The following is a 20,114-nucleotide window of genomic DNA, read 5'->3' as shown; positions in this document are numbered from 1 at the left end:
CCTTCTGTCAAGTCGGCAAGCTTCTGCCGCACCCTGACCCATCAAGCGGTCAGCGGCTGTCCGCAACCGTAGTCAGCCCCGGCGCTGGTCAGCGTTCCTCGCGCTGATGTCGTCGTTGGATCACCGCTCCTCAATCACGTACCGGAATTCTTCGAACTGCTTGATGTGGCTCTCGTAGCTAGCAGTTGCAGGCTCGATGAGAACGTGAGCCAGGTCGTGTCGAATGGCTGCCGCCTCTTCGTCGTCACCGGCAGCGGCAAGAACTCTGAGGAGCCGTTCCAGAGCGCCTCGAAGGTGGAAGAATCCCGTCTGATCATCGCTGACGTACTGCCCGTAGGCGCTCATGGATAAAATCGCACAGTCCCGGGCCTCGTCTAGGTCACCAGTGCGCAGATGCAGTTCGGCTGCCAAGCCGTTGAGGTAACCGGAAGTCGCGAGCAAGTCGGCGCCTTCCACCTCGGCCGCTTCGCCGAGTTTCACATCCTTGAGGTTCGCTGTCTCGTTCAGCGCGGACCATGCTGCGCCGAGATCGCCGATCTCCATTTGATGGTGGGCGAGGCCGGATAACGCTTCACAAAGATGAGGGGAGACGTCTTCCCCTTCCCGCTCACCTCCGGCGCGGAGAATCTCGACGGCTTCGACGCTGTGGACAATCGCCTCGGCAGGTCGACCCGCCGAACAGAGCGCGTCCGCCAGGTTCACGAGCGCGATGGCAAGGTCCTCGGCCTCCGCAGGACTCTTCTCGGCAAGTGATCGCCACAGAACCACGGATCTGGAACCGCACCGGATCGCTTCGTCGTGCAGACGTAAATTCCGGAGGAACTTGCCGGCATGACTGAATGTTATAGCGAGGTTGCGTCGGTCACCGACGTTGTCGAACTTGTTGGAGAGCTTGACGAAGATCTCGGCCGCCTCGAGTGTGGCAGCCAGGGCTTCTCCCCACCGGCTCGAACGCCCGAACGACTCACCCTGCCGAATGAGCAGAACTCCGCGGTGCGCGAAGGCGGCAGCTCGATCGTCGAACAGCAGATCGTCGGGCACCGCTACGATACGACCGTCAGCGGGTGGGCGGGTTGACGAGTCATCCGTATGCTGATCGGCCCCTCCCCTCACGACCGCCCCTGGTTCGATACCGTCCGGGCCGGTGACGTCTGCCTCGGCAAACCGCGAGAGCATTGCTCTTGCCGCCGTCGCCTGTTCGGCCAAACCCAAGGCGTCGAGCAGTGCCGCCCTGCTCTCCAGGCTGCCGACGATGAACGGAGCCGTGTGTCCGATCGAGTCCCCTCTCGGCGGGACCAACAGGGATAGTGACTCGTCCGCAGCGCGGAGCCCGGCGGCCGGATCGGACAGCGACTCCGCCTGGAGATGGGCAAAGGTACTGAGTGTGACGCCGAGCAACTCCACGGATTCCGCCGCCGGACCGGCGAGTCCTCGTAGAATCTCCAACGCCTCGTCCAGAGAGCGGCGGGCGTTCTCGTAGTGTCCAGCGTGGATCTGGCGCGCACCCAGGCCGCGCAGTGCATTCGCCAGGCCCATCAGATCCTCGCCGTCGAGCCTGGCCGCCCGGCGCCAGGAGACGACAGCGGCGGCTGCCGCCTCGAACGACTCATCGATACGTCCAGTGGCGGCTAGCGCATCGCTTTTCCACATGCAGGCTTGCCCAACGGCGCGGTCGAGCGCGTCTGCCGGGAGGTGTTCCTTGGTCGATATGACCGAGACCGCCTCGTCAGCTACTTCGATCAACTCTTCGTGGTTGCCCGTCTCCTTGAGCCATCCGGCGAAGTCCATGAGACTTTCGGCCAGGTCCGGCCGGTATTGCACGGGGAATCTTGACGCCACTTCGCGGAGAAGGCTGATGGCCTCCCGCATCGTCAGGACAGCGGCGTCGGGTGAGTTGTGTTCCCACTGCTTGTGCGCGAGATTGTTCAACGCCTTGTAGAGATCGACGTCGAAAGCGTTCCGGTTGCGGTTGAACAGTCTCTTGAAGCTCGCAACCGACTCCTCGACAGCCGTGATGGCCTCATCCCGCTTGCCGCAACGCCAGAGGATGCCGCCCCGGTTGTCGAGCGCCGCCCCCACCGACCACTCATGGTGATCGGGTTGGTCCCGCCGGAGTCGCGTAAAGATTGCCACGGCTTCGGCGGAGGACTCAAGTGCCGCTTGAAAGTCGTTCCGGTCGCTGAGGATCATCGCAAGGTGATCCAGCGATCCGGCCAGGTCCGAGAGGTGTCGCGCATCCTGGGTGACGAGTCGCCGTCTGATGGCGACACATTCGCTGACGGCGGCGAAAGCGCCCTCGGCATCGCCTGAGTAACGCAGCGACATCGAGAGGTTGTTCAGCACATGACCGATTCCGACATCCGCGGAACCCGGCAGGATGTCGTTCACGATCCGGTAGAGTTCGAGCGCGGTCTTTGCCACCTGTGCTGACTCCTCAAACCGGTCCAGCTCGGCAAGCCTTCCGCTCAGGGCGCCCAGTTGAGGTGCGACAATGGGAAGGTCCCGCAGTTCGCCCGTTGAGTCCGCCGGTCGGAGGACCGCCACCGCCTCGCGGATCCACCGCAGCGCAGCCTCCCGGTCACCGGCGTCGCCTAACCGAGCACTCAGGTCGGAAGCGACCTCTGCACGGGCCTGCCGATTCGGTGCGGCGGCGGTCCGTGATTCATAGAGTCTGAGGCCCAGGTCGGCGCGTGCCGCGTCGAACTCGAACATCCGCGCCCTAGGCAGTGCGCCGTCGATGGCCTCAAGGAGTTCGTTCCCGATGCCGTGCACACCCATCAGCCGCAGGATCCCAGCTCCACCCAGCGTCTGTGCGAGCGCCGGGTCGTCGGCCAGCAACGGCAGCAGAGCTGCAGTCGCCACGTGCGGCCATCGCTGCGACGTCTCGACCAGGAGGGTCAGCACACGCCGACGGACCTCATCTGGCACCTGCGCGTTCACGATCCGCCGCAGAGCAGTGAGGACCCAGGGGTCGGCACTCTCGCCGTCTGCTGGGCCACCTGGGATACGGAGGGCGACGAAGTCTTCCGCGAGCCGGTCCGGATAGAGCGGTTCGAGCACGTGCGGCGACTCCACGGCCGGATAGAGGAGACCATGATCGTCTAGAACCAGGTCGGATGACTCGGTGCCGGAGGAGACGCCCAGTAGGTCCAGTAGCAGGACGGCCTGGTCGTGACGCATGGGACCGGCGAGGACGGCCCCGAACACGGCACGAGACATCGTGTTGGCCCGAACCGTGACGCGCCCTGCTGAGCGTGCCCCCTCCCAGTAGGCTTGCTCCCGATCGAACAGAAAGGAGGATACGAGCGCGGCCTTGTCGGGCGGCGTCGATTTCTGGTCGAGGTGAGCGAGAACCGCAGCCAGCGCGCTCATATGGATCGATAAGATGGACCGCGGCGCGACATCGAAGTCGACCTCGATCAACGGGTCGATGTCATCGATGCCCGCGAGAATCTCGGCGAATCGGCCCAGCGCCCGCTGGTAGATCACACCAACGCTTTCCGCTATCGGGTTGAGGAGCATGTGGTCGAGCACCCACCCCTGGCCCTGCCATCGATAGCGCAGCGGTCCCCACCAGGCCGCCGACCGGGCCAGCAAGAGGATCCGAATCTTGCCCGCGAAGTGGTGTTCGGTCTCGGCCACCAGCAACGCAAGATCATCCAACGGCCACCGGTCCGCGTAGTCCACAACGATGAGCGTCCGGTCCCGCCCCTCGCTCACCATGTCGGACTCGGCGACGCGGGAGCGATACCGCACATCGGTGACGTGCCGCGCGGCGAGCACTCGCCATCCGGCCTGATCCGCGTCCTCGAAGACACGATCAGCGAGACGGGTCTTGCCCTGACCACCCCCGCCGTGCAGCAACCGCATCATGTGGCGGACGTCCGAGTCTCGCCAAGCCGTGAAGTCAGCGAGTTCCACGTCCCGATTTGAGAACGGGACCACGCGGTTCTGGGCGGTCAGCAGTTGGCTGGGCGGACGGCTGCGTAGGTCCGGCACCGGGGACGGCAGCGCTGTCTCCAGGAAGTACGGATGCTGCGGATCCACGCCGAAGTACTGACGCTCGGCGACGTAGGCGTCCCGGCCGGCTCGCACGTGAGGTCTGTCCCTCCTCACCGGCTACGTCTCATTTGATGCGTTGCGTCGCTGATCGAAGGACATGCTCTCGGCCGTGTAGGCGTCCCTTCCGGCGATCACATGGAACGTGGCACCGGGAGCCGACTCAGTGGATCTTCCTTGACGCAGCGTCGCAATCCCGAATGCCAGACCGATGATGCCGAAGATCACCGCCGCGACGAAGCTGGCCACGCTCGAAAGTTTGTCGGCTTCGTCTAGGCCATGCCGGGTCAAGAACCATACCCAGGCCCCCAGGCCGGCGCTCAGGGCCAAACAGGTAACAATGATGATCGCCTTCGTACCACGCCCCATCCGTGGATTATTGCAAACCGCGCGGACGGGAGCGCTGAGGCCGAGTCGGCCTGCCAGGGGCGGTTCTTGCGCATCGGCATGGTCATGACCACATCTGCCACGTCAAGCAGTCAGCAGATGTCCGCAACGCTCGCAAAAGATCAAACCCGGCGCGCCGCCGCCCGGCCCTTGAGCCGGCGGCCCATCTCCCGGGCGATCTCCCGCTTGGCGTCCCGCTCCGCGAGCGCCTGGCGCTTGTCGTACGACCGGCGGCCCCGGGCCAGGCCCAGCTCGACCTTGGCCCAGCCGTCGGCGAAATACATCGACAGCGGCACCAGCGTGATCCCACCGTCGCGCAGCTTCTCCAGGATCCGGGCGATCTCCACCCGGTGCAGCAGCAGCTTGCGGGTGCGCCGGGGCGCGTGGTTGGTCCAGGTGCCGAAGCCGTACTCGGCGATGTGCAGGCCGTACAGCAGGATCTCGCCGTCCCGCTCCTGGGCGAACGCGTCGACCAGCGACACCCGCCCCTCGCGCAGCGACTTCACCTCGGTGCCGGCCAGCACGATGCCCGCCTCGTACGTCTTGAGGACGTCGTAGTCGTGCCGCGCCTTCTTGTTCGAGGCGATCAGCTTGCGCCCGTTCTCCCGACCCACCCCCGCACCCTACCCACCCCTCACCGCCCCACCGGGAGTGACCACGCTTCCGTGCATCAGCCCAANAGCAGGGCTGCGCAGTAGGTGATCATCACCAGCAGGTCGGCCTGGGGCAGCTCGGTGCCGGCCGCGCCGACGCCGATGAGCAGGTCGGAGGCGAGGAAGAACGCGCCGCCGGCCCCGGTCCGAGCCGACACCCCGGTCGTGGCGGCGGCCATCAGGCACAGCGCCAGGCTGTAGCCGAGCACGGGCAGCCGCAGCGGCCCCAGCGCCCCCCACAGCAGCGCGTTCCCGACCGCCCAGGCGATCAGGTAGCCGGCCCACGCCACCGTCGGCGGTCGACCGTGACGCCGGAAGCCGGCGAGGAACGCGAGCTGCGCGACCAGGAAACATCCCATCCCGGCCAGGAACGCTGCCCGTCCCGGCACGAGCAGGGCCACGTCCCCGGCGGTGGCCGCGACCAGACCGGCCGCCACCGCGTCCACGCGGCGTCGCTCCCGCAGCAGGTACGCCAGCAGCACCGGCGCCAGGAGCGGCTTGGCCAGCCACTGGAGCACCGTCGAGTCGAGCGCGACCGCGACCAGCTCGACGGCGGCGACGAGCCCGAACAGGCCGAGCCAGGCGCGCCTCATCGGGCCGGCTGCCAGCCGGGGCGACCGAGCAGGTAACCCAGCCGGTGCCGCCAGCAGGTGGCCCGGCGTACGTCGGACCAGATCGCGGCGAATTCGTGGGTGGCCACCCGCAGCGGGTTGAAGGTCCGGATGTTCGTGGTCAGCCCGTAGCGCACCGCGGCCCGCTCCGGCTCGAAGCTGCCGAACAGCCGGTCCCAGACGATGAGGACGCCGCCGTAGTTGCGGTCCAGGTATTCGGTGTTCGAGCCGTGGTGCACCCGGTGGTGCGACGGGGTGTTGAAGACCCGCTCGATCGGCCGGGGCAGCCGGCCCAACCGCTCGGTGTGCAGGAAGAACTGGTAGAGCAGGCTGACCGACTGCTGTAGGAAGATCATCCAGGGTGGGATGCCGAGCAGCGCCAGCGGCAGCCAGAACGGCAGCGAGGTCATCGGCGTCCAGCTCTGCCGCAGCGCGGTGGAGAGGTTGTAGTGGACGCTGGAGTGGTGCACCACGTGACTCGCCCAGAGCACGCGCACCTCGTGGTGTGACCGGTGGAACCAGTAGTAGGCCAGGTCGTCGGCGAAGAAGACGATCGCCCAGGTCCACCAGTCGCCGGGGGAGAGGTGCACCGGCGCGACCGTCCACAGCGCCGCGTAGAGCCCGACGGTGAGCAGCTTCCACGGTACGCCGATGAGCTGGCTGCCCAACCCCATCGACAGGCTGGTGGTGGTGTCACGCAGCTCGTAGCCGCGTTCGTCGTCGTCGGGCAGGAAACGGTAGGAGACCGCCTCGACGACGATCAGGAGCAGGAACGCCGGTACGGCGTACAGCACGGCGGGGATCATGCGCGCGCTTCCCTTCCGGTGGTGGGGGTGGCGACCGGCGCGGTCAGCAACGCCCGGGCCTCCCGGGTGGCCGCCGCGCCCTGTCCGGCCGCGATCGCCTCGGCCAACCGACGGTGGCCGGCCACGTCGAGCAACTCGGCGGCGCGGGCGTCCGGGGGGACGTCGCCGACCGCGAACGTGCCGGCCACCAGGCTGTTGAAGGCCAACTGGTAGGCGGTGTTGCCGCTGCCGGTGACGACCAGCCGCCAGATGCGGATGTTCGCCTCGGCCATCCGGTCCAGGTCCGGCGCCAGCCCGCCGTACTCCTCGGCGGTCCGGACCAACGCCGCGACGACCGCCGCGTCGGCGCGCTCGGCGCAGAGCCGGGCCGCGTCGATCCCGACGCAGGCCCGCATCTCCAGCATGTCGCGGACCAGCGTGGAGACCGGGAGTACGTCACCGGAGCGGGCCAGGGACAGCGCCAGGTCGAGCCCGGCGTGCACCCGCCAGTCGAGCACCCGCGTCGCGCCGCCCTGACTGACCCGGACCAGGCCGAGCTGCTGCAACCGGCGCAACGCCTCCCGTACCGCGTGGCGGTTCACCGCGAACGCGGCGGCCAGCTCGCGCTCGCCCGGCAGCGTCTCGTCCGGCTGGTGGTGGCCGGACACGATCGCGTCGCGGAGCTGGCCGAAGACGTGGTCGGAGACCGAGGCGCGGGGCGCCGGGGTGAAGGCCATGGCAGCAGTGTGGTCCCGAACACATCAACCCGTCAACTGGTTGGACCAGCATGCGCGGCGGCCGGTGGGTGCCGTGGCGGTCACGCCTCGTATCCTTTCCGCCGTAGGCCCACAGGGAAGGGAGACGGTGTGAGCGACCGGGTCGAGACGTTGGAGTTCCAGGCCGAGGCGCGTCAGCTGTTGCAGCTGATGGTGCACTCGATCTACTCGAACAAGGACGTCTTCCTGCGCGAACTGATCTCGAACGCGTCCGACGCGTTGGACAAGCTGCGGCTGGAGTCGCTGGTCGACAAGGAGCTGTCGGCCGACACGTCCGACCTGCACATCGAGATCGAGGTCGACAAGGACGCCCGTACGCTGACCGTGCGGGACAACGGCGTCGGCATGTCCCGGGACGAGGTGGTGGGGCTGATCGGCACCATCGCCAAGTCCGGCACCGCCGAGCTGCTGCGCACGCTGCGCGAGTCGAAGGACGCCGCCGCGTCCCAGGAGCTGATCGGCCAGTTCGGCGTCGGCTTCTACGCCACCTTCATGGTCGCCGACCGGGTGACGTTGCTGACCCGCCGCGCCGGCCAGGCCGGCGGCNGCCGCAGGGCACCTCCGTCACGCTGCACCTCAAGCCGGTCGACGCCGAGGACAACCTGCACGACTACACCGCGGAGTGGACGATCCGGGAGATCGTCAAGCGCTACTCCGACTTCATCGCCTGGCCGATCCGGATGACCGTGGAGAAGCCCGGCGAGGACGGCGCCACCACCCGTGAGGAGCAGACGCTCAACTCGATGAAGGCGCTCTGGGCGCGCTCGCGGGACGAGGTCGACGAGGCGGAGTACAAGGAGTTCTACCGGCACGTCGCGCACGACTGGGCCGACCCGCTGGAGACGATCCACATGCGCGGCGAGGGCACCTTCGAGTACGAGGCGCTGCTCTTCCTGCCCTCGCACGCCCCGCTCGACCTGTTCTCCCCGCAGGGCCGCCGTGGCGTGCAGCTCTACGTCAAGCGCGTGTTCATCATGGACGACTGCGAGGCGCTGATCCCCAACTACCTGCGCTTCGTCAAGGGCGTGGTGGACGCGCACGACCTGTCGCTGAACATCTCCCGGGAGATCCTCCAGCAGGACCGGCAGATCCGCGCGGTGCGCCGCCGGCTGGTCAAGAAGGTGCTCGGCACGCTCAAGGACATGTCGGCCGAGTCGTACCGCACCTTCTGGACCGAGTTCGGGCCGGTGGTCAAGGAGGGTCTGCTGGAGGACCCGGACAACACCGAGGCGCTGCTCGACCTGATCCGCGCCGCCAGCACCCACGACCCGGCCGAGCCGACGTCGCTGCGCGGCTACGTCGAGCGGATGAAGGACGGCCAGACCGAGATCTACTACGCCACCGGCGAGAACCGGGCCACCATCGAGAACTCCCCGCACCTGGAGGCGTTCCGGGCCAAGGGCTACGAGGTGCTGATCCTCACCGACCCGGTGGACGAGGTGTGGGTCGAGCGGGTCGGCGCGTACGACTCCAAGACGCTGCGCTCGGTCGCGAAGGGCCAGGTCGACCTGGAGACCGAGGAGGAGAAGGAGAAGGCCGAGGCCGAGCGGCAGGAGTACGCCGACCTGCTCACCTTCCTCGGCGGCGCGCTGGCCGACAGCGTCAAGGAGGTGCGGCTGTCCTCCCGGCTGACCACGTCGCCGGCGTGCGTGGTGGGCGACGCGCAGGACATGACGCCGACGCTGGAGAAGATGTACCGGGCGATGGGCCAGGAGGTGCCCCGGGTCAAGCGGATCCTGGAGCTGAACCCGACCCACCCGCTGGTCACCGGGCTGCGCAAGGCGCACGGCGAGGGCGGCGACACCGACGCGCTGACCGACACCGCCGAGCTGCTGTACGGGATGGCGCTGCTGGCCGAGGGCGGCGACCTGACCGACCCGGCCCGCTTCACCCGCATCCTCGCCGACCGCCTCGCCCGCAACCNGGGGGCCCTTCCTGTCGCCTACGCGATAGGAAGGGCCCCCGCCTCACTCAGAGCTGGCCGGGGAAGAAACCGTGCCGGGCGAGCGGCTCGACGATCTGGTGCTCCTCGTACGACAGGTGCGACAGCAGCGTGTCGGTGAGCAGGTCCACCGCCTCCCGCAACGCCGTGAAGTCGCCCGGCCGGCCGATCAGCTCCACCAGCGCCCGGTCGACGCTCTCCACCACACCGTGGATCACCACGTGCTCCTCCGTCAGGCGGTCCAGCACCGGTGCCAGCCCGGCGTCCGCGCGGCGCAGGTGCGGGAAGATCGAGGCGTCCTCCAGCCCGTGGTGCTGCGTCACCACGGTGCAGTACGCGGCGCAGTAGGCGCCCAGCGTCCAGTTGTTCTGCCGCATGGTCATCTCGTTGAGCGCGGCCCGCGCCCCGCCCGGTGAGACCGCCCCACGGGTGACCTGGTCCAGCAGGTCACGCACCTGGGCCAGCTCCTGTCGGAGGTGGTCGTGCACGTCCACCAGGTGCTGCCCGGCGGCCTGCCCGCGCGGCGGGTAGACGTGCCCGGCCGGTGGCGGCGGGGCGCTCGGACGGGTCGTCTCGTCCCACAGCCGGCGCGTGCTCAGCCGTACCCCCGGGTCGGGGGTGGGAGTGACCGCGAGCGCGGCGGGGGCCTGTTGCGCGACGGCGGCGCCGCCCGGCGCGGTGCGTTCGGCGGCGACCAACTCCCGGACGGCCGGCGCCACCTCCTGCGCGAAGATCTGGATGGCCCGCGGCTCGTCGCTGCCGAGGACGAACGTGGTGATGCCGTGCTCCAGGGTGAGCCCGGCCAGCTCCTCCACCCACTGCCCGGGCGGCCCGGCGAGGAAGCCGGTGGACGCGCGGGAGAAGTCGCCGGTCACGTTGAGCATCCGGCGGATCGCGCCCGGGTCCCGCCCGGCCGCCCGCGCGCCGTCGTCGACCAGCGCGTTGAGCGCCGGCAGGTCGTCCGGACCCTTCGGCAGGTAGGCCAGCGACGGCAGCCAACCGTCCGCGGCACGCCCGACCAGCCGCAGCATGCGTGGCTTGTACGCGCCCACCCAGATGCCCACCGGGTGCGCCGGCGCCGGCCCGCGTTTCGCCCCGACCACCCGGTAGTGCTCCCCGGCCACCCGGATCATGCCGCGTCGGTCGGTGTCCCAGACCTCGCGGATCACCCGGATCGCCTCGTCGAGCGCGTCGACCGCCGCGCCGGGGGAGAGCCGCCGGCCACNCCGCCGGTGAGCAGGTCCAGGCTGGCCACGCTGCGGGCCAGCACCACGGGTTGGCGCAGCGGCAGGTTGAGCACGTTGCCGGCCAGGCCGATCCGGTCGGTGGCGGCGGCGACGTACGACATGAGCGTCCAGGTGTCCAGGAAGCCCGGCTGGTAGGGGTGGTCCTGGAAGGTGACCAGGTCCAGCCCGACCTGCTCGCAGAGCGTGGCCAGCGCCACCACCTGATCCGCCCGCCCGGCGGCGGGGGTGAGGAAGCCACCGAAGGCCAGCTCGTGTCCGTGGTCGGTCATCGGTCGGCTCCTTGCGTGATCTTGCCCGGTCCCCGCCCACGGTAGCCCCACCCCCGGGTGGTCAGGTCTCTTTCCAACGGCCGCACGGTGCGCGACCGGGAGCGGTGGGTCGGGTGACGGCCGGGGAAATCCGCGACACGCCGTCGGCAACCGTGTCTGCGCTGCTCCGCGTCCCTGTGGGTCAACCCGTGAGGCGTGCGACCGGCTTCCGTCGCCGCCGGTTGCTATGGTCACGGTGCTCGGCTAAGACGTGAAGAAAGCGCGGATATGACCAACGATGCGTTCTCGGCCGCCGCGAGCCTCGACGAGCTGCTGACCCGCACGCAGCAGGCGCTGGCCTCGATGCGGTCCCGGGTTGCCGTGCACGCCGACGGCGAGCCGATCGAGCTGATCCGGGCCGAGGGCGTGGCGGCCGACGGCCGGGTCCGTGCGGTCGCCGTCCAGGGCGGCCGGTTGCACTCCGTCGCCGTCGACCCGGAACTGGCCGGCGAACCGCTGGACGTCCTCTGCCGGCACGTCGTCGCCGCCGCCAACGCCGCGCTGGCCGAGTTGGACGCGCGGGTCAGCGCGTCGGCCCGGGCCGACACCGATGCCCTGGCCGCCCGCCTCGGCGGCCTGCCCGACCAGGCGGAGATGTTCAGCCGGGCGATGCACGAGGTGGCGGCGCGGATGCGCCGCGACCGGGACGACGTCTCCCGCGCCGTCCGCCCGGCCTGATCCGCGCTGGCCGGTCGCGGTGCCGGCGCCTGCCGCCCCGCACCGGGAAGCCGGCCGGGCGGCCACAGCGAGACGGCCGGCCGTCGGGTGGACGACGGCCGGCCGCTCGCGCTGCGGTCAGCTCAGCGTGACCGCGGTGTCGTCGACGACGAAGGACGTCTGGAGGGAGGCGTCCTCCACCCCGGTGAACGAGATGGTCGCCGTGGTACCGGCCAGCGACGAGACGTCGAAGGACCGCTGCACGTACCCGGTGGCCTTGTTCAGGTTGGAGTAGGTGGCCAGCGTGGTGCTGCCGGCCTTGACGGTGAGCTTGTCGTACGCGGTGGTCGTGGTCGACTCCGCGCTGTCGACGTGCAGCCAGAAGCTCAGCGTCGCGCGGCAGCCGGCCGGGATCGTCACCGACTGGCTGAGCGTGTCGGTGCGCGACGAGCCGTACCCGTTGAGCCACGCCTTGTACGAGCCGCCGTGCGCGGCCTGGCCGCTGTCCGTGGTGATGACGCCGGACGACGCGGTCCAGTTCACGTTGCCGGACTCGAAGCCGGGGTTGGCCAGCTTGTTACCGGAGCAGCCGCCCGACGGCGGGGTGGAGGTGGTCGGCGTGGGCGTCGGGGTCCCGCCACCGGTACAGGTCGGGTCGGCCGACTGCGCCGGCACGCTGACCGCGTCCCAGGCCGCCTTGACCGCGTTGAACTCGGTGCAGCCGCTCGGGTAGAGGTTCTTGGCCGCCTGCAACGTCCAGGTGCGGTACTTCAGGTACGACGAGGACGTGGTCTTCAGCAGCATCGCGTTGTACATGACCTTGATGGCCTTCTGGATGCCGAGGCCGGTGACGCTGCTGCCGTTGCAGGTCGAGCTGGACGGCTGCCCGTTGGTCGGGCTGCTGCCGTTGGCCAGCAGGTAGAACCAGTGGTTGCCCGGACCGGCGGAGGCGTGCACCTCGCCGGACGGCACGCTGCTGGAGTAGCAGTTCGGGTCACCGAGCGCCGACGGGTTGTACATGTTGCGGATCGGGCCGGAGCCGACCAGATTGATCTTCTCGCCGACCAGGAAGTCCGGCGCGTCGTAGCTGGACGGCTCGTTGGCGAACCACTCGGTGGCCGCGCCGAACGTGTCCGCCACGAACTCCTGAGTGCCGCCGCGGGAGATGCCACCCGGGGTGTGGTCGTCGATGCCGTGGCCGATCTCGTGGGCCACCACGTCGAGCGAGCCGATCCACTGGCCGGCGGTGTTCTTGCCGATCTGCACCTGGCTGCCGTCGTAGTAGGCGTTCTGGTCGTTCAGACCCACCCGGATCGGCCAGTAGCCGCCGTTGCCGTCGGCGCCGTTGCGGCCGAGCCACTGGCTGAGCATCTTGTGCTCGGTCTGCGCGCTGAACAGCGCGTCGACGCAGCCGGTCTCCTTGTTGGTGGCGGTGCCGTTGCCCCAGGCGTCGTCGGAGCCGCTGAACGTCGTGTTGTTCGCGGCGTCCTGGCAGCTCAGGTTGGTGACGCTCGGGTCCTTCAGGGAGTAGGTGGTGCCGGACTTGGTGGTGTTCAGCGTGAGCGGGCTCGGCCCGTTCCAGGCGCCGGTGCCGGTGCCGCGTACGACGTGCTCCTGGGTGTCCAGGACCGCGCCGGTGCGGGCGTCGACGTCGACGGTGAGCCGGCTGGGGCCATCCGCGCTGGTGCCGCGTACGGTGGTCTCCCAGGCCAGCGTGGGGCTGGCGCCGAGGGTGTAGACGACCAGCGTGGTGCCCTCGACCGCGCTGACGGTCGTCAGCCGGGCCCGTGCCGTCTTCTCGGCGGCGGCCGAGGTCAGCGTCGGGGTGGTGGCGAGCGCGCCGATGGGCCGTTGCTGGGCGACGGAGGCGTACTTCAGGTTGCCGGCGGAGTCGGTGGCGAGCACGAAGTCACCGCCGACCACGGGCAGGCCCCGGTAGGTGCGTTCGTAGGGCACGTACTGGGTGCCCTCGGAGGAGATGACCGGCTTCTGCACGAACGCGTCGTCGGCGCCGGCGTGCAGGTAGGCGGGGCGGTCCGCGACCAGCGCGCGGGCCGAGTCGGCGGCCGCCGCGCGAGCGTGGGCCAGGTCGGGGGTGGCCGGCCCGGGTGGCGCGGCCTGCACGGCCGCGGCGGAGCCGGCGGCGATCACGCCGGCTGCGGCCGCGCCGGTGAGCGCGGCGAGGCGAGGGGAGAGCTTCAAGGGGGTTCGCTCCTGTTCCTTGGCACGCCGCTCGGGCCCGGTGGGGTCGGGCGGCGCGATGGTACGAGGCGGGTGACGATCGGTCACCGGAGCTGCCGGCGTGGCTCCGGGTCGACGGATCGACCGTCCGAGCCGCCGGGGGTCAGCGACTCGCTGCTGCACGATCACACGAAGCCGGAGGCGGGAGCAATGGGTGACCGGGGCAACCGACTCCCGTCGAAGATCGCGTCGCCGACACGAACACAGGAAACCATGATCTTCAATAGGCGCTGATCAGGGTGAACATTGTCGGCCCCGAACGGTGGCCCGCCCGTTATGCGGATGTTGCCGCTGTACGCGGTTGGCGCACATAGATTCAGCGTGCCCCCGCCACGCCGACCCGGCCGCCCGCACCGGGTGCCCGCCCGGCAGGATGCGGGCATGCGTGACGACGTCCGTGACTACCTCACCGACCTGCTGCGGCGCGCCCGGAACGTGCTCGGCGACGAGCTGGTCGGCGCGTACGCGGCCGGCTCGGTCGGGCTGGGCGCGTACCAGCCGGGGCGCAGCGACGTGGACGTGGCGCTGCTGGTGGCCCGCCCGCCGGCCGTCGCCGCGAAACGGGTGCTCGTCGACCGGCTGCGGCACGAGGCGCTGCCCTGCCCGGCGCGCGGACTGGAACTGGTCGTCTACCGGCGGGACGTGGCCGCCTCGGGCACCGCCGAGCCGGGCTTCGAGGTCGAGCTGAACACCGGTGCCACGATGCCGTTCCGGGCCACCTACGACCCGGCCGACCGGCCCGCCGCCGACGGGCGGTTCTGGTACGCGCTGGACCGCAGCATCCTGCGCCAGTCCGGCCGGACGCTGCTCGGGCCACCCGCCGCCGAGGTCTTCGCCGACCCGGCGCCGGCGGCGCTGCGCGGGCTGCTGGTCGACGCGCTGCGCTGGTGGCTGGCCCGGCCCACGCCGCCCGGCGACGCGCCGGCCCCGGGCGCCGAGGACGCGGTGCTCGGCGCCTGCCGCGCGCTGGTGCGCGCCCGCGACGGCATCTGGCTGAGCAAGTCCGACGCCGGTCTGCGGGTGGCCGCCGACGACCCGGACGCCGCCCTGATCCGCGCCTCGGTCGACGCACGCCGGGGTGGTCCCCCACCCTCCGGCCCGGCCGCCCGTGCCTTCCAACGCCGTGTCCTGACCCAGCTCACCACCGGCTGAGTCGCCCCCCCCCGGCGGCCATGAGGTCGGCGGCGACGAGCGGCACCGACGCCATCGCGACGGTGCTGTCCACCCGGGCCGAGGCCGCCGTCGCCGCGCGCTCCTTCGACGGGTACGCCTCGGCGCACCGCACCTGCGAGATCGGCCCGGCGCGGGTGCCGGACACTCACGGTGTTCCACTCATGAGTGCGGTGAGGCGAAAGTGGAACACCATAGGTGTCTTCGGCGCCGGGATGCACCCGTGGTGTTCCACCGACGGGTGGATTGAGGCGGGAGTGGAACACCGTGGGTGTCTTCGGCGCTGGGATGCACCCGTGGTGTTCCACTGACGGGTGGGCTGAGGCGGGAGTGGAACGTTGGGTGTGGATGCACCCGTCAGGAGCCCTCGCCAGCCTCTGGTCTGCGTGGTGTGCTCCGGGTGTGGCCGCACACCGGCCGCGGAATGGGATGCCGCTCCGCCACCCTGACGGCCGCAGCACATGCGGCCGGTGGTCCCTGCCTCCAGGATGGGTGCCCTTACAGCCTGCGGTGGGCGTCTTCGGCCGGGATGACGGGCGGGCCCGCAAGATCCACACCAGCTCGGCGAAATGGTGGTGTGCCGGTGGTGTCGATGGCACCGCTTCGGCGACCTGGTGTGGATCTTGGGGGGCAGCTCGGGGCGGGTGCCGTTTCGGGGCTGCCGGGTTCGGTGAGCGTGGCTAGGGTCGGGACATGCATCGGTCCCGGCTCTACGCCCTGATCATCGACGCGCCTCGGGAGTCGGCCGGGGAGGTCACCGCGTTCTGGTCCGCCGCGCTCGGCGCCGAGGTGCGCACCGACCCGGCCGAGCCCGAGTTCACCGGCCTGANCGGGGCTGGTCACCGCCGTGCAGGCGGTGGACGACGCGCCCCGGCACCACCTCGACATCGAGACCGACGACGTGCCCGCCGAGGTGGAACGGCTGCGAGGGCTGGGCGCCACCCCGGTCTCCCGCTGGCAGGACTGCCACGTGCTGCGCGCGCCCGGCGGTCACCTGGTCTGCGTGATCCCGGTGGCCAGCGACCCGGAGCTGTTCGCGGCGACGGCCACCCGTTGGCCGTGAGCCGGACGTCCGCTTCGGGCGGCGGCCGTCCGGTGGACAGCCGGGCGCCCCGGCCGGTGTCGGCCGGGGCGCCCGTGTCCGTTCAGCGGGTGTAGGGCAACGTGACGGTCGAGGCGTTGCCGGTGCCGACGGTGGTGGGGGCGCCGCCGATGGCGTTCCACACCTCGACCTTCACCGTGCCGCGGGCCAGGTTGCCCAGCGTGCCGGTGGCCGAGGCCAGGCCCTGGGTCTGGCGGTAGCGTTCCGCCCCGACGATCGGGTCGGTGGCGAAGTACCGGTAGGTCTCCACCCGGTCGAAGCTGCCGTCGCCGGTCAGGTCGTACGAGACCCGCACCTGGACGCCGTTGCCGACCGCGATGCCCGCGTCGACGGCCAGGTCGAAGGCGGTGGCCCCGCCGGTGTAGGTGCCGGTCAGCCCGGTGGCGGTGAACACCTGCGGGTTGGTCGGCGTACCGTCGTGGTTGCCGTTCGCCGCGGCGACGGTGACCGTGCCGGCCGGGCCGGCGGTGCCGTCCAGTCCGCCGCCGGACCGCAGGTAGCGGACCGGCTCCAGCGACGGCGCCGGGGTGGTCGGCGTCGGGCTCGGGCTGCTCGGCGTCGGGCTGGCCGTGGTCGGCGTCGGGCCGGGCGTGGTCGGCGTCGGCGTGGGCGTCCCGGTCGACGGGGGAGTGGTCGGCCCCGACACCCCACCGGTGGCGCTGCCGCCGCTCCAGGTGTACGCCCCGGAGGTGGCGGTCTTCCCGGCCGGCACGACGAGCGTGGTGCCGTTGGAGAACGTGACGGTCAGTGACCGGGCGGTGATGTTCGACGCCACGTAGGTGCGCGCCGTGCCCTTGCGGAACACCTTCGCCAGCGGGTGGTTCGCGGTGATCGACGTGTCCACCGTGCCGAGCGCGGCCAGGTTGCGGATCCAGTGGAACGTGTGCGCCTTGCTCTCGCCCTCCTCGCTGGTGAAGCCGCTGTTGGCCCGGAAGTTGCTGAGCGCCTGGTCGCCGTCGCCGAGGGCCAGGAACTCCCAGACGATGTCCTGCCACACGGTCGGTGGCCCGCCCTTGTTGGCGACCAGTTCGGCGTAGTTGGCCTTGACGTAGTCCGGGTAGTCACCGAGGTAGAGGTGACCGCCGGTGATCGGAAGCATGTTGATCCCCTGGATCATCTCCGGGGCCGCGGAGAACCAGGTGGAGTACGAGCCGCCGTCGCCCCACACCATGCCGACGGTCTTATGGCCGAAGGCGGCCGGGAAGTTCTCGTCGTACACGTCGAACCAGTACTCGGAGATGGCCGCGGACTGCGTGGTCCACAGGTAGACGCCGGCGTCCCGGACGGCGGTGTTCCCGGTGGCCTGACCCCACTGGATCAGCGCGTTGGCGAAGTTCATCCCCTCGGACGAGGACTCCTGGTTGTTCCCGGCGAAGAACGGCGCCAGGCCGGATGCCCAGTCGTGGCCGGCGTAGATGTCGAAGTCCCGAAGGTAGGGGAAGCGGCCGTCGGCGCGGTCGTAGTTGTTGGCGTCGCGAATGAGCAGGTCGACCATGCCGCCGTAGCGGGTGTCGGCGGCCCAACCCGGGTCGAACTTGGCCACCGTGGCCGCCGCGGCGACGAAGTAGCCGTAATGGAAGTGGTGGTCGTTCAGGTCCTCGTCGGAGCCGTAGGAGGCGGGGTAGCCGATCAGCGTGCCCCAGTTGCGGTCGTAGTAGAAGAGCTGGCCGGTCTCGCCGGAGCCGGCGGTCAGCCAGTTGGTGAGCCGGGTCTTCATCGCCGTCACGGCCTTGTCGCGGACGCTGGTGAGCCCGAGCTGGTCGGCGATCTCGGCGATCCGGGCGGCCCGGCCGAGTCCCTTGCCGGCCCAGTAGGTGTCCGTGCCGCTGACGCCCTCCGGGTTGGCCAGTTCGGCGTTCAGGTAGCCGGTGATCGTGCTCAGGTCCGCGCCGGTGGCGTCGCCGACGGCCGGCACCTCGGGCAGGACGCCGGTGAAGCGCGTCGAGGTGGTGAACGACGGCACGCCGGTGAGCACCCGCATGGCGCCGCGCGCCGAGACGTACGTCGGGGTGATCGGGGTGGCGCCGGTGAGGCTGCGCCACTGGTGCGGGTAGAGCGCCACCACCGTGTTCTTCTCGGTGCCCTCGCGGGCCGTGGTGGTGAACGCGTACGTGGTGCGCACCGTGCCCGCCGCCGGGTTGTAGGCGTAGCTCATCCGGGTGCCGGTGACGTGCGCGTGGGCGTACCGGCCGTAGGTGTCGGCCAGGGCCGCCCGGTCGCCGCCGCCGGGCAGCACCGCCACCGAGAAGTAGCCCTTGCCGGCCAGCGTCGAGCTGATGCCCGAGCCGTTGACGGTCCAGGTCGCGCCGGTCGGCGCGTACGCGACGTAGTCGTGGCCGCGGACGGTGAAGCCGATGGNCCGCCGCCGCTGACCGTGTAGTAGCTGAACGGCAGGCCGTGGCCGATGGTGGCGCGCATGGTGCGGCTGCCGTCGCTCCAGTCGGCGGTGACCGTCCAGTCGGTCCAGTCGGCGGCCTTGACCACCCCGGCGGTCAGGCCGGCCACCCCGACCCGGACGTCTTCGGTGTACGGGTAGTGGTACTCGCCGACCCCGGTGGCGGTGCCGCTGATCGCCGGCGTGGTGGTGTACGAGAGGCCGAGGCCGTTGTTCTCGGCCTTGAACGCCAGCGGGTGGGCCTGGAGGTTCTCGCTGGTCGCACAGTTGTTGCGCTTCCAGATCAGGGAGGACCACCAGTCGTTGGTGGGGATCGCGCCGGCCGGGGCGTCCGGCGTGGCGAAGATCCTCGGGTTGGTGCTGATCGCGCCGCAGCCCTTGGGCAGGACGGCGCCGGGTGGCAGGGTCTCGGTGTAGCTGCCCGCGCCGACGGTGCCGGCGGTGGCGGTGCCGCCACCGCCGACCANNCGGCCCGCCGGCCGCGCCGGCGGGTGGGGGACGGGACGGGGGCCGGCGGGGGTACGGCGCCGGGGGAGACGTCCCGCAGGGGGAGTGTCATGGAGGTCCCCTTCACGAGGAGAAGGCGGGTCGCGGACGGGGGTCCGCAGCCGAGAGAGCGCTCTCTTGTGAAGCGAGATTAGGTTCCGGTTACGCGCGCGTCAATGTCTTGTTACCGAAGAGAGCGCTCTCTGGGTTGTTCGAATGCCAATTTCTCCGCATGAAACGGTCAGGCCGCAGTGGCGACGAGCCGGCCCGCGCCGGTCGTCGCCGTGCCGGCCGGTCGGTCGCCGACGCGCCGCGGACCGCCGACGGACGCAGCGGCGCGAGGCGTCCGGGCGGCGCTCAACCCCACCTGCGCGGTGTCCCAGGCGGCGCAGGGCCAGGCCGCGCCGGCGCAGCTCGCGCTGACGCACGCCCCCGCCTCGTCGGGCTGGTGCGCGTCGGCCACCGCCGCGGACAGATCCCACAGCAGCGGATCGACCACCTCGACCGGCCGCTCGGTGACGCGCGCTGTGCTGGATTCGGACATGCTTCGGTCCCCCCTGTCGATGACAACCCCCACCTGTTTCCGGAACCGGCCCCCGGCAAACCTGCGGAAGATCGGCAGCGGGCATAGGCTGGCCGGCGTGGCGAGGTACTACGACCTGCACCCGGACAACCCCCAACCCCGGGTGATCCGGCAGGTGGTGAACCTCCTCCACGAAGACGGGGTGATCGTCTACCCCACCGACTCCTGCTACGCCCTCGGCTGCCGGCTCGGCAACCGGGCCGGCGTGGAGCGGATCCGGGAGATCCGCCGGCTCGACGACCGGCACCCGTTCACGCTGGTCTGCGCCGACTTCGCCCAGCTCGGTCAGTTCGTCAAGCTCAGCAACGCGGTCTTCCGGCAGGTCAAGGCCGTCATCCCGGGCAGCTACACGTTCCTCCTGCCGGCCACCGCCGAGGTGCCCCGCCGGCTCCAGGACCCGCGGCGTCGAGTGGTCGGCGCGCGCGTGCCGAAGCACACGGTTACCCAGGCGCTGCTCGCCGAGCTGGGCGAGCCGCTGCTCTCCAGCACGCTGCTGCTGCCCGGGGAGGACGAGCCGATGACCCAGGGCTGGGAGATCAAGGAACGGCTCGACCATCTGGTCGACGCCGTGGTCGACGCCGGTGACTGCGGGCTCGAACCGACCACCGTGGTCGACCTGTCCGGGCCGGAGCCGGAAATCCTGCGTCGCGGCGCCGGCGACCCCTCCCGGTTCGAGTAGCGATCGCCCGGTTCCGCCCCACCGGCTGACACC

The 20,114-nt window shown here is 70.5% G+C and carries 16 protein-coding genes and 2 pseudogenes; 6 read left to right on the top strand and 12 right to left on the bottom strand.

What is annotated here, in order from left to right:
• Positions 1-120: 120 nt before the first annotated feature.
• From B1205_RS02620 to B1205_RS02595, 6 genes are all read right to left on the bottom strand, one after another.
• A complete protein-coding gene (locus B1205_RS02620; RefSeq protein ID WP_140157959.1) occupies positions 121-4,095 on the bottom strand; it encodes a tetratricopeptide repeat protein in 3,975 nt (1,324 codons plus the stop codon).
• A 24-nt stretch (positions 4,096-4,119) separates the two neighbouring features.
• On the bottom strand, positions 4,120-4,428 hold the full coding sequence (locus tag B1205_RS02615; protein WP_089154128.1) for a hypothetical protein: 309 nt from the start codon (positions 4,426-4,428) through the stop codon (positions 4,120-4,122).
• Between the two features lie 140 nt (positions 4,429-4,568).
• Positions 4,569-5,060, bottom strand: coding sequence for an SsrA-binding protein SmpB (gene smpB, locus B1205_RS02610; RefSeq protein ID WP_089154127.1), 492 nt, complete (start codon positions 5,058-5,060; stop codon positions 4,569-4,571).
• Between the two features lie 56 nt (positions 5,061-5,116).
• The gene (locus B1205_RS02605) at positions 5,117-5,692 is read right to left on the bottom strand and encodes a lysoplasmalogenase (protein WP_089154126.1); all 576 of its coding nucleotides are present in this window, start codon (positions 5,690-5,692) and stop codon (positions 5,117-5,119) included.
• Complete coding sequence (locus B1205_RS02600) at positions 5,689-6,516, bottom strand: sterol desaturase family protein (RefSeq protein ID WP_089154125.1); 828 nt, start codon at positions 6,514-6,516, stop codon at positions 5,689-5,691. The genes B1205_RS02605 and B1205_RS02600 overlap by 4 nt, the downstream gene beginning before the upstream one ends.
• Entirely contained in the window at positions 6,513-7,232 is a 720-nt protein-coding gene (locus B1205_RS02595; protein ID WP_089154124.1) for a FadR/GntR family transcriptional regulator, read from the bottom strand. Before B1205_RS02595 ends, B1205_RS02600 begins: the two co-directional genes overlap by 4 nt.
• A gap of 189 nt (positions 7,233-7,421) precedes the next feature.
• On the opposite strand from B1205_RS02595, the pseudogene htpG reads away from it, so the two are divergent.
• A pseudogene (gene htpG / locus B1205_RS02590) lies at positions 7,422-9,190 on the top strand (molecular chaperone HtpG); the annotation flags it as partial.
• Between the two features lie 52 nt (positions 9,191-9,242).
• Here the strand turns inward: htpG and B1205_RS30775 are convergent.
• Together B1205_RS30775 and B1205_RS30770 are read right to left on the bottom strand one after the other, a co-directional pair.
• On the bottom strand, positions 9,243-10,097 hold the full coding sequence (locus tag B1205_RS30775) for a hemerythrin domain-containing protein (protein WP_254909699.1): 855 nt from the start codon (positions 10,095-10,097) through the stop codon (positions 9,243-9,245).
• Positions 10,098-10,145: 48 nt separating this feature from the next.
• Positions 10,146-10,729, bottom strand: a pseudogene (locus tag B1205_RS30770) (LLM class flavin-dependent oxidoreductase); the annotation flags it as partial.
• A 267-nt stretch (positions 10,730-10,996) separates the two neighbouring features.
• On the opposite strand from B1205_RS30770, the gene B1205_RS02580 reads away from it, so the two are divergent.
• A complete protein-coding gene (locus B1205_RS02580; protein ID WP_089154123.1) occupies positions 10,997-11,446 on the top strand; it encodes a YbaB/EbfC family nucleoid-associated protein in 450 nt (149 codons plus the stop codon).
• Positions 11,447-11,563: 117 nt separating this feature from the next.
• Here B1205_RS02580 and B1205_RS02575 read toward each other — a convergent pair whose 3' ends face one another.
• Positions 11,564-13,627, bottom strand: coding sequence for a M4 family metallopeptidase (locus B1205_RS02575; RefSeq protein ID WP_089154122.1), 2,064 nt, complete (start codon positions 13,625-13,627; stop codon positions 11,564-11,566).
• Positions 13,628-14,047: 420 nt separating this feature from the next.
• On the opposite strand from B1205_RS02575, the gene B1205_RS02570 reads away from it, so the two are divergent.
• Complete coding sequence (locus B1205_RS02570) at positions 14,048-14,818, top strand: nucleotidyltransferase (RefSeq protein ID WP_089154121.1); 771 nt, start codon at positions 14,048-14,050, stop codon at positions 14,816-14,818.
• Here the strand turns inward: B1205_RS02570 and B1205_RS02565 are convergent.
• On the bottom strand, positions 14,805-14,984 hold the full coding sequence (locus B1205_RS02565; protein WP_089154120.1) for a hypothetical protein: 180 nt from the start codon (positions 14,982-14,984) through the stop codon (positions 14,805-14,807). The genes B1205_RS02570 and B1205_RS02565 overlap by 14 nt on opposite strands.
• Before the next feature lie 699 nt (positions 14,985-15,683).
• Here B1205_RS02565 and B1205_RS30765 point away from each other — a divergent pair.
• On the top strand, positions 15,684-15,899 hold the full coding sequence (locus tag B1205_RS30765) for a VOC family protein (protein WP_254909659.1): 216 nt from the start codon (positions 15,684-15,686) through the stop codon (positions 15,897-15,899).
• A gap of 82 nt (positions 15,900-15,981) precedes the next feature.
• On the opposite strand, the gene B1205_RS02555 is transcribed toward B1205_RS30765, so the two are convergent.
• Positions 15,982-18,180, bottom strand: coding sequence for a glycosyl hydrolase (locus tag B1205_RS02555; RefSeq protein WP_254909658.1), 2,199 nt, complete (start codon positions 18,178-18,180; stop codon positions 15,982-15,984).
• Between the two features lie 318 nt (positions 18,181-18,498).
• Between B1205_RS02555 and B1205_RS30760 the strand changes: the two genes are divergently transcribed.
• A complete protein-coding gene (locus B1205_RS30760) occupies positions 18,499-18,750 on the top strand; it encodes a hypothetical protein (protein ID WP_254909657.1) in 252 nt (83 codons plus the stop codon).
• A 310-nt stretch (positions 18,751-19,060) separates the two neighbouring features.
• On the opposite strand, the gene B1205_RS02550 is transcribed toward B1205_RS30760, so the two are convergent.
• A complete protein-coding gene (locus tag B1205_RS02550) occupies positions 19,061-19,363 on the bottom strand; it encodes a hypothetical protein (protein WP_254909656.1) in 303 nt (100 codons plus the stop codon).
• Between the two features lie 97 nt (positions 19,364-19,460).
• Between B1205_RS02550 and B1205_RS02545 the strand changes: the two genes are divergently transcribed.
• Positions 19,461-20,081 (top strand): L-threonylcarbamoyladenylate synthase, encoded by a 621-nt coding sequence (locus B1205_RS02545; RefSeq protein ID WP_089154119.1) that lies wholly within the window; start codon positions 19,461-19,463, stop codon positions 20,079-20,081.
• Positions 20,082-20,114 lie beyond the last annotated feature (33 nt).

Origin of the sequence: Micromonospora sp. NBS 11-29 (assembly GCF_002140155.1) — a bacterium.
GTDB lineage: Bacteria > Actinomycetota > Actinomycetes > Mycobacteriales > Micromonosporaceae > Micromonospora.
This window is presented reverse-complemented; position numbering and strand designations above follow the sequence as displayed.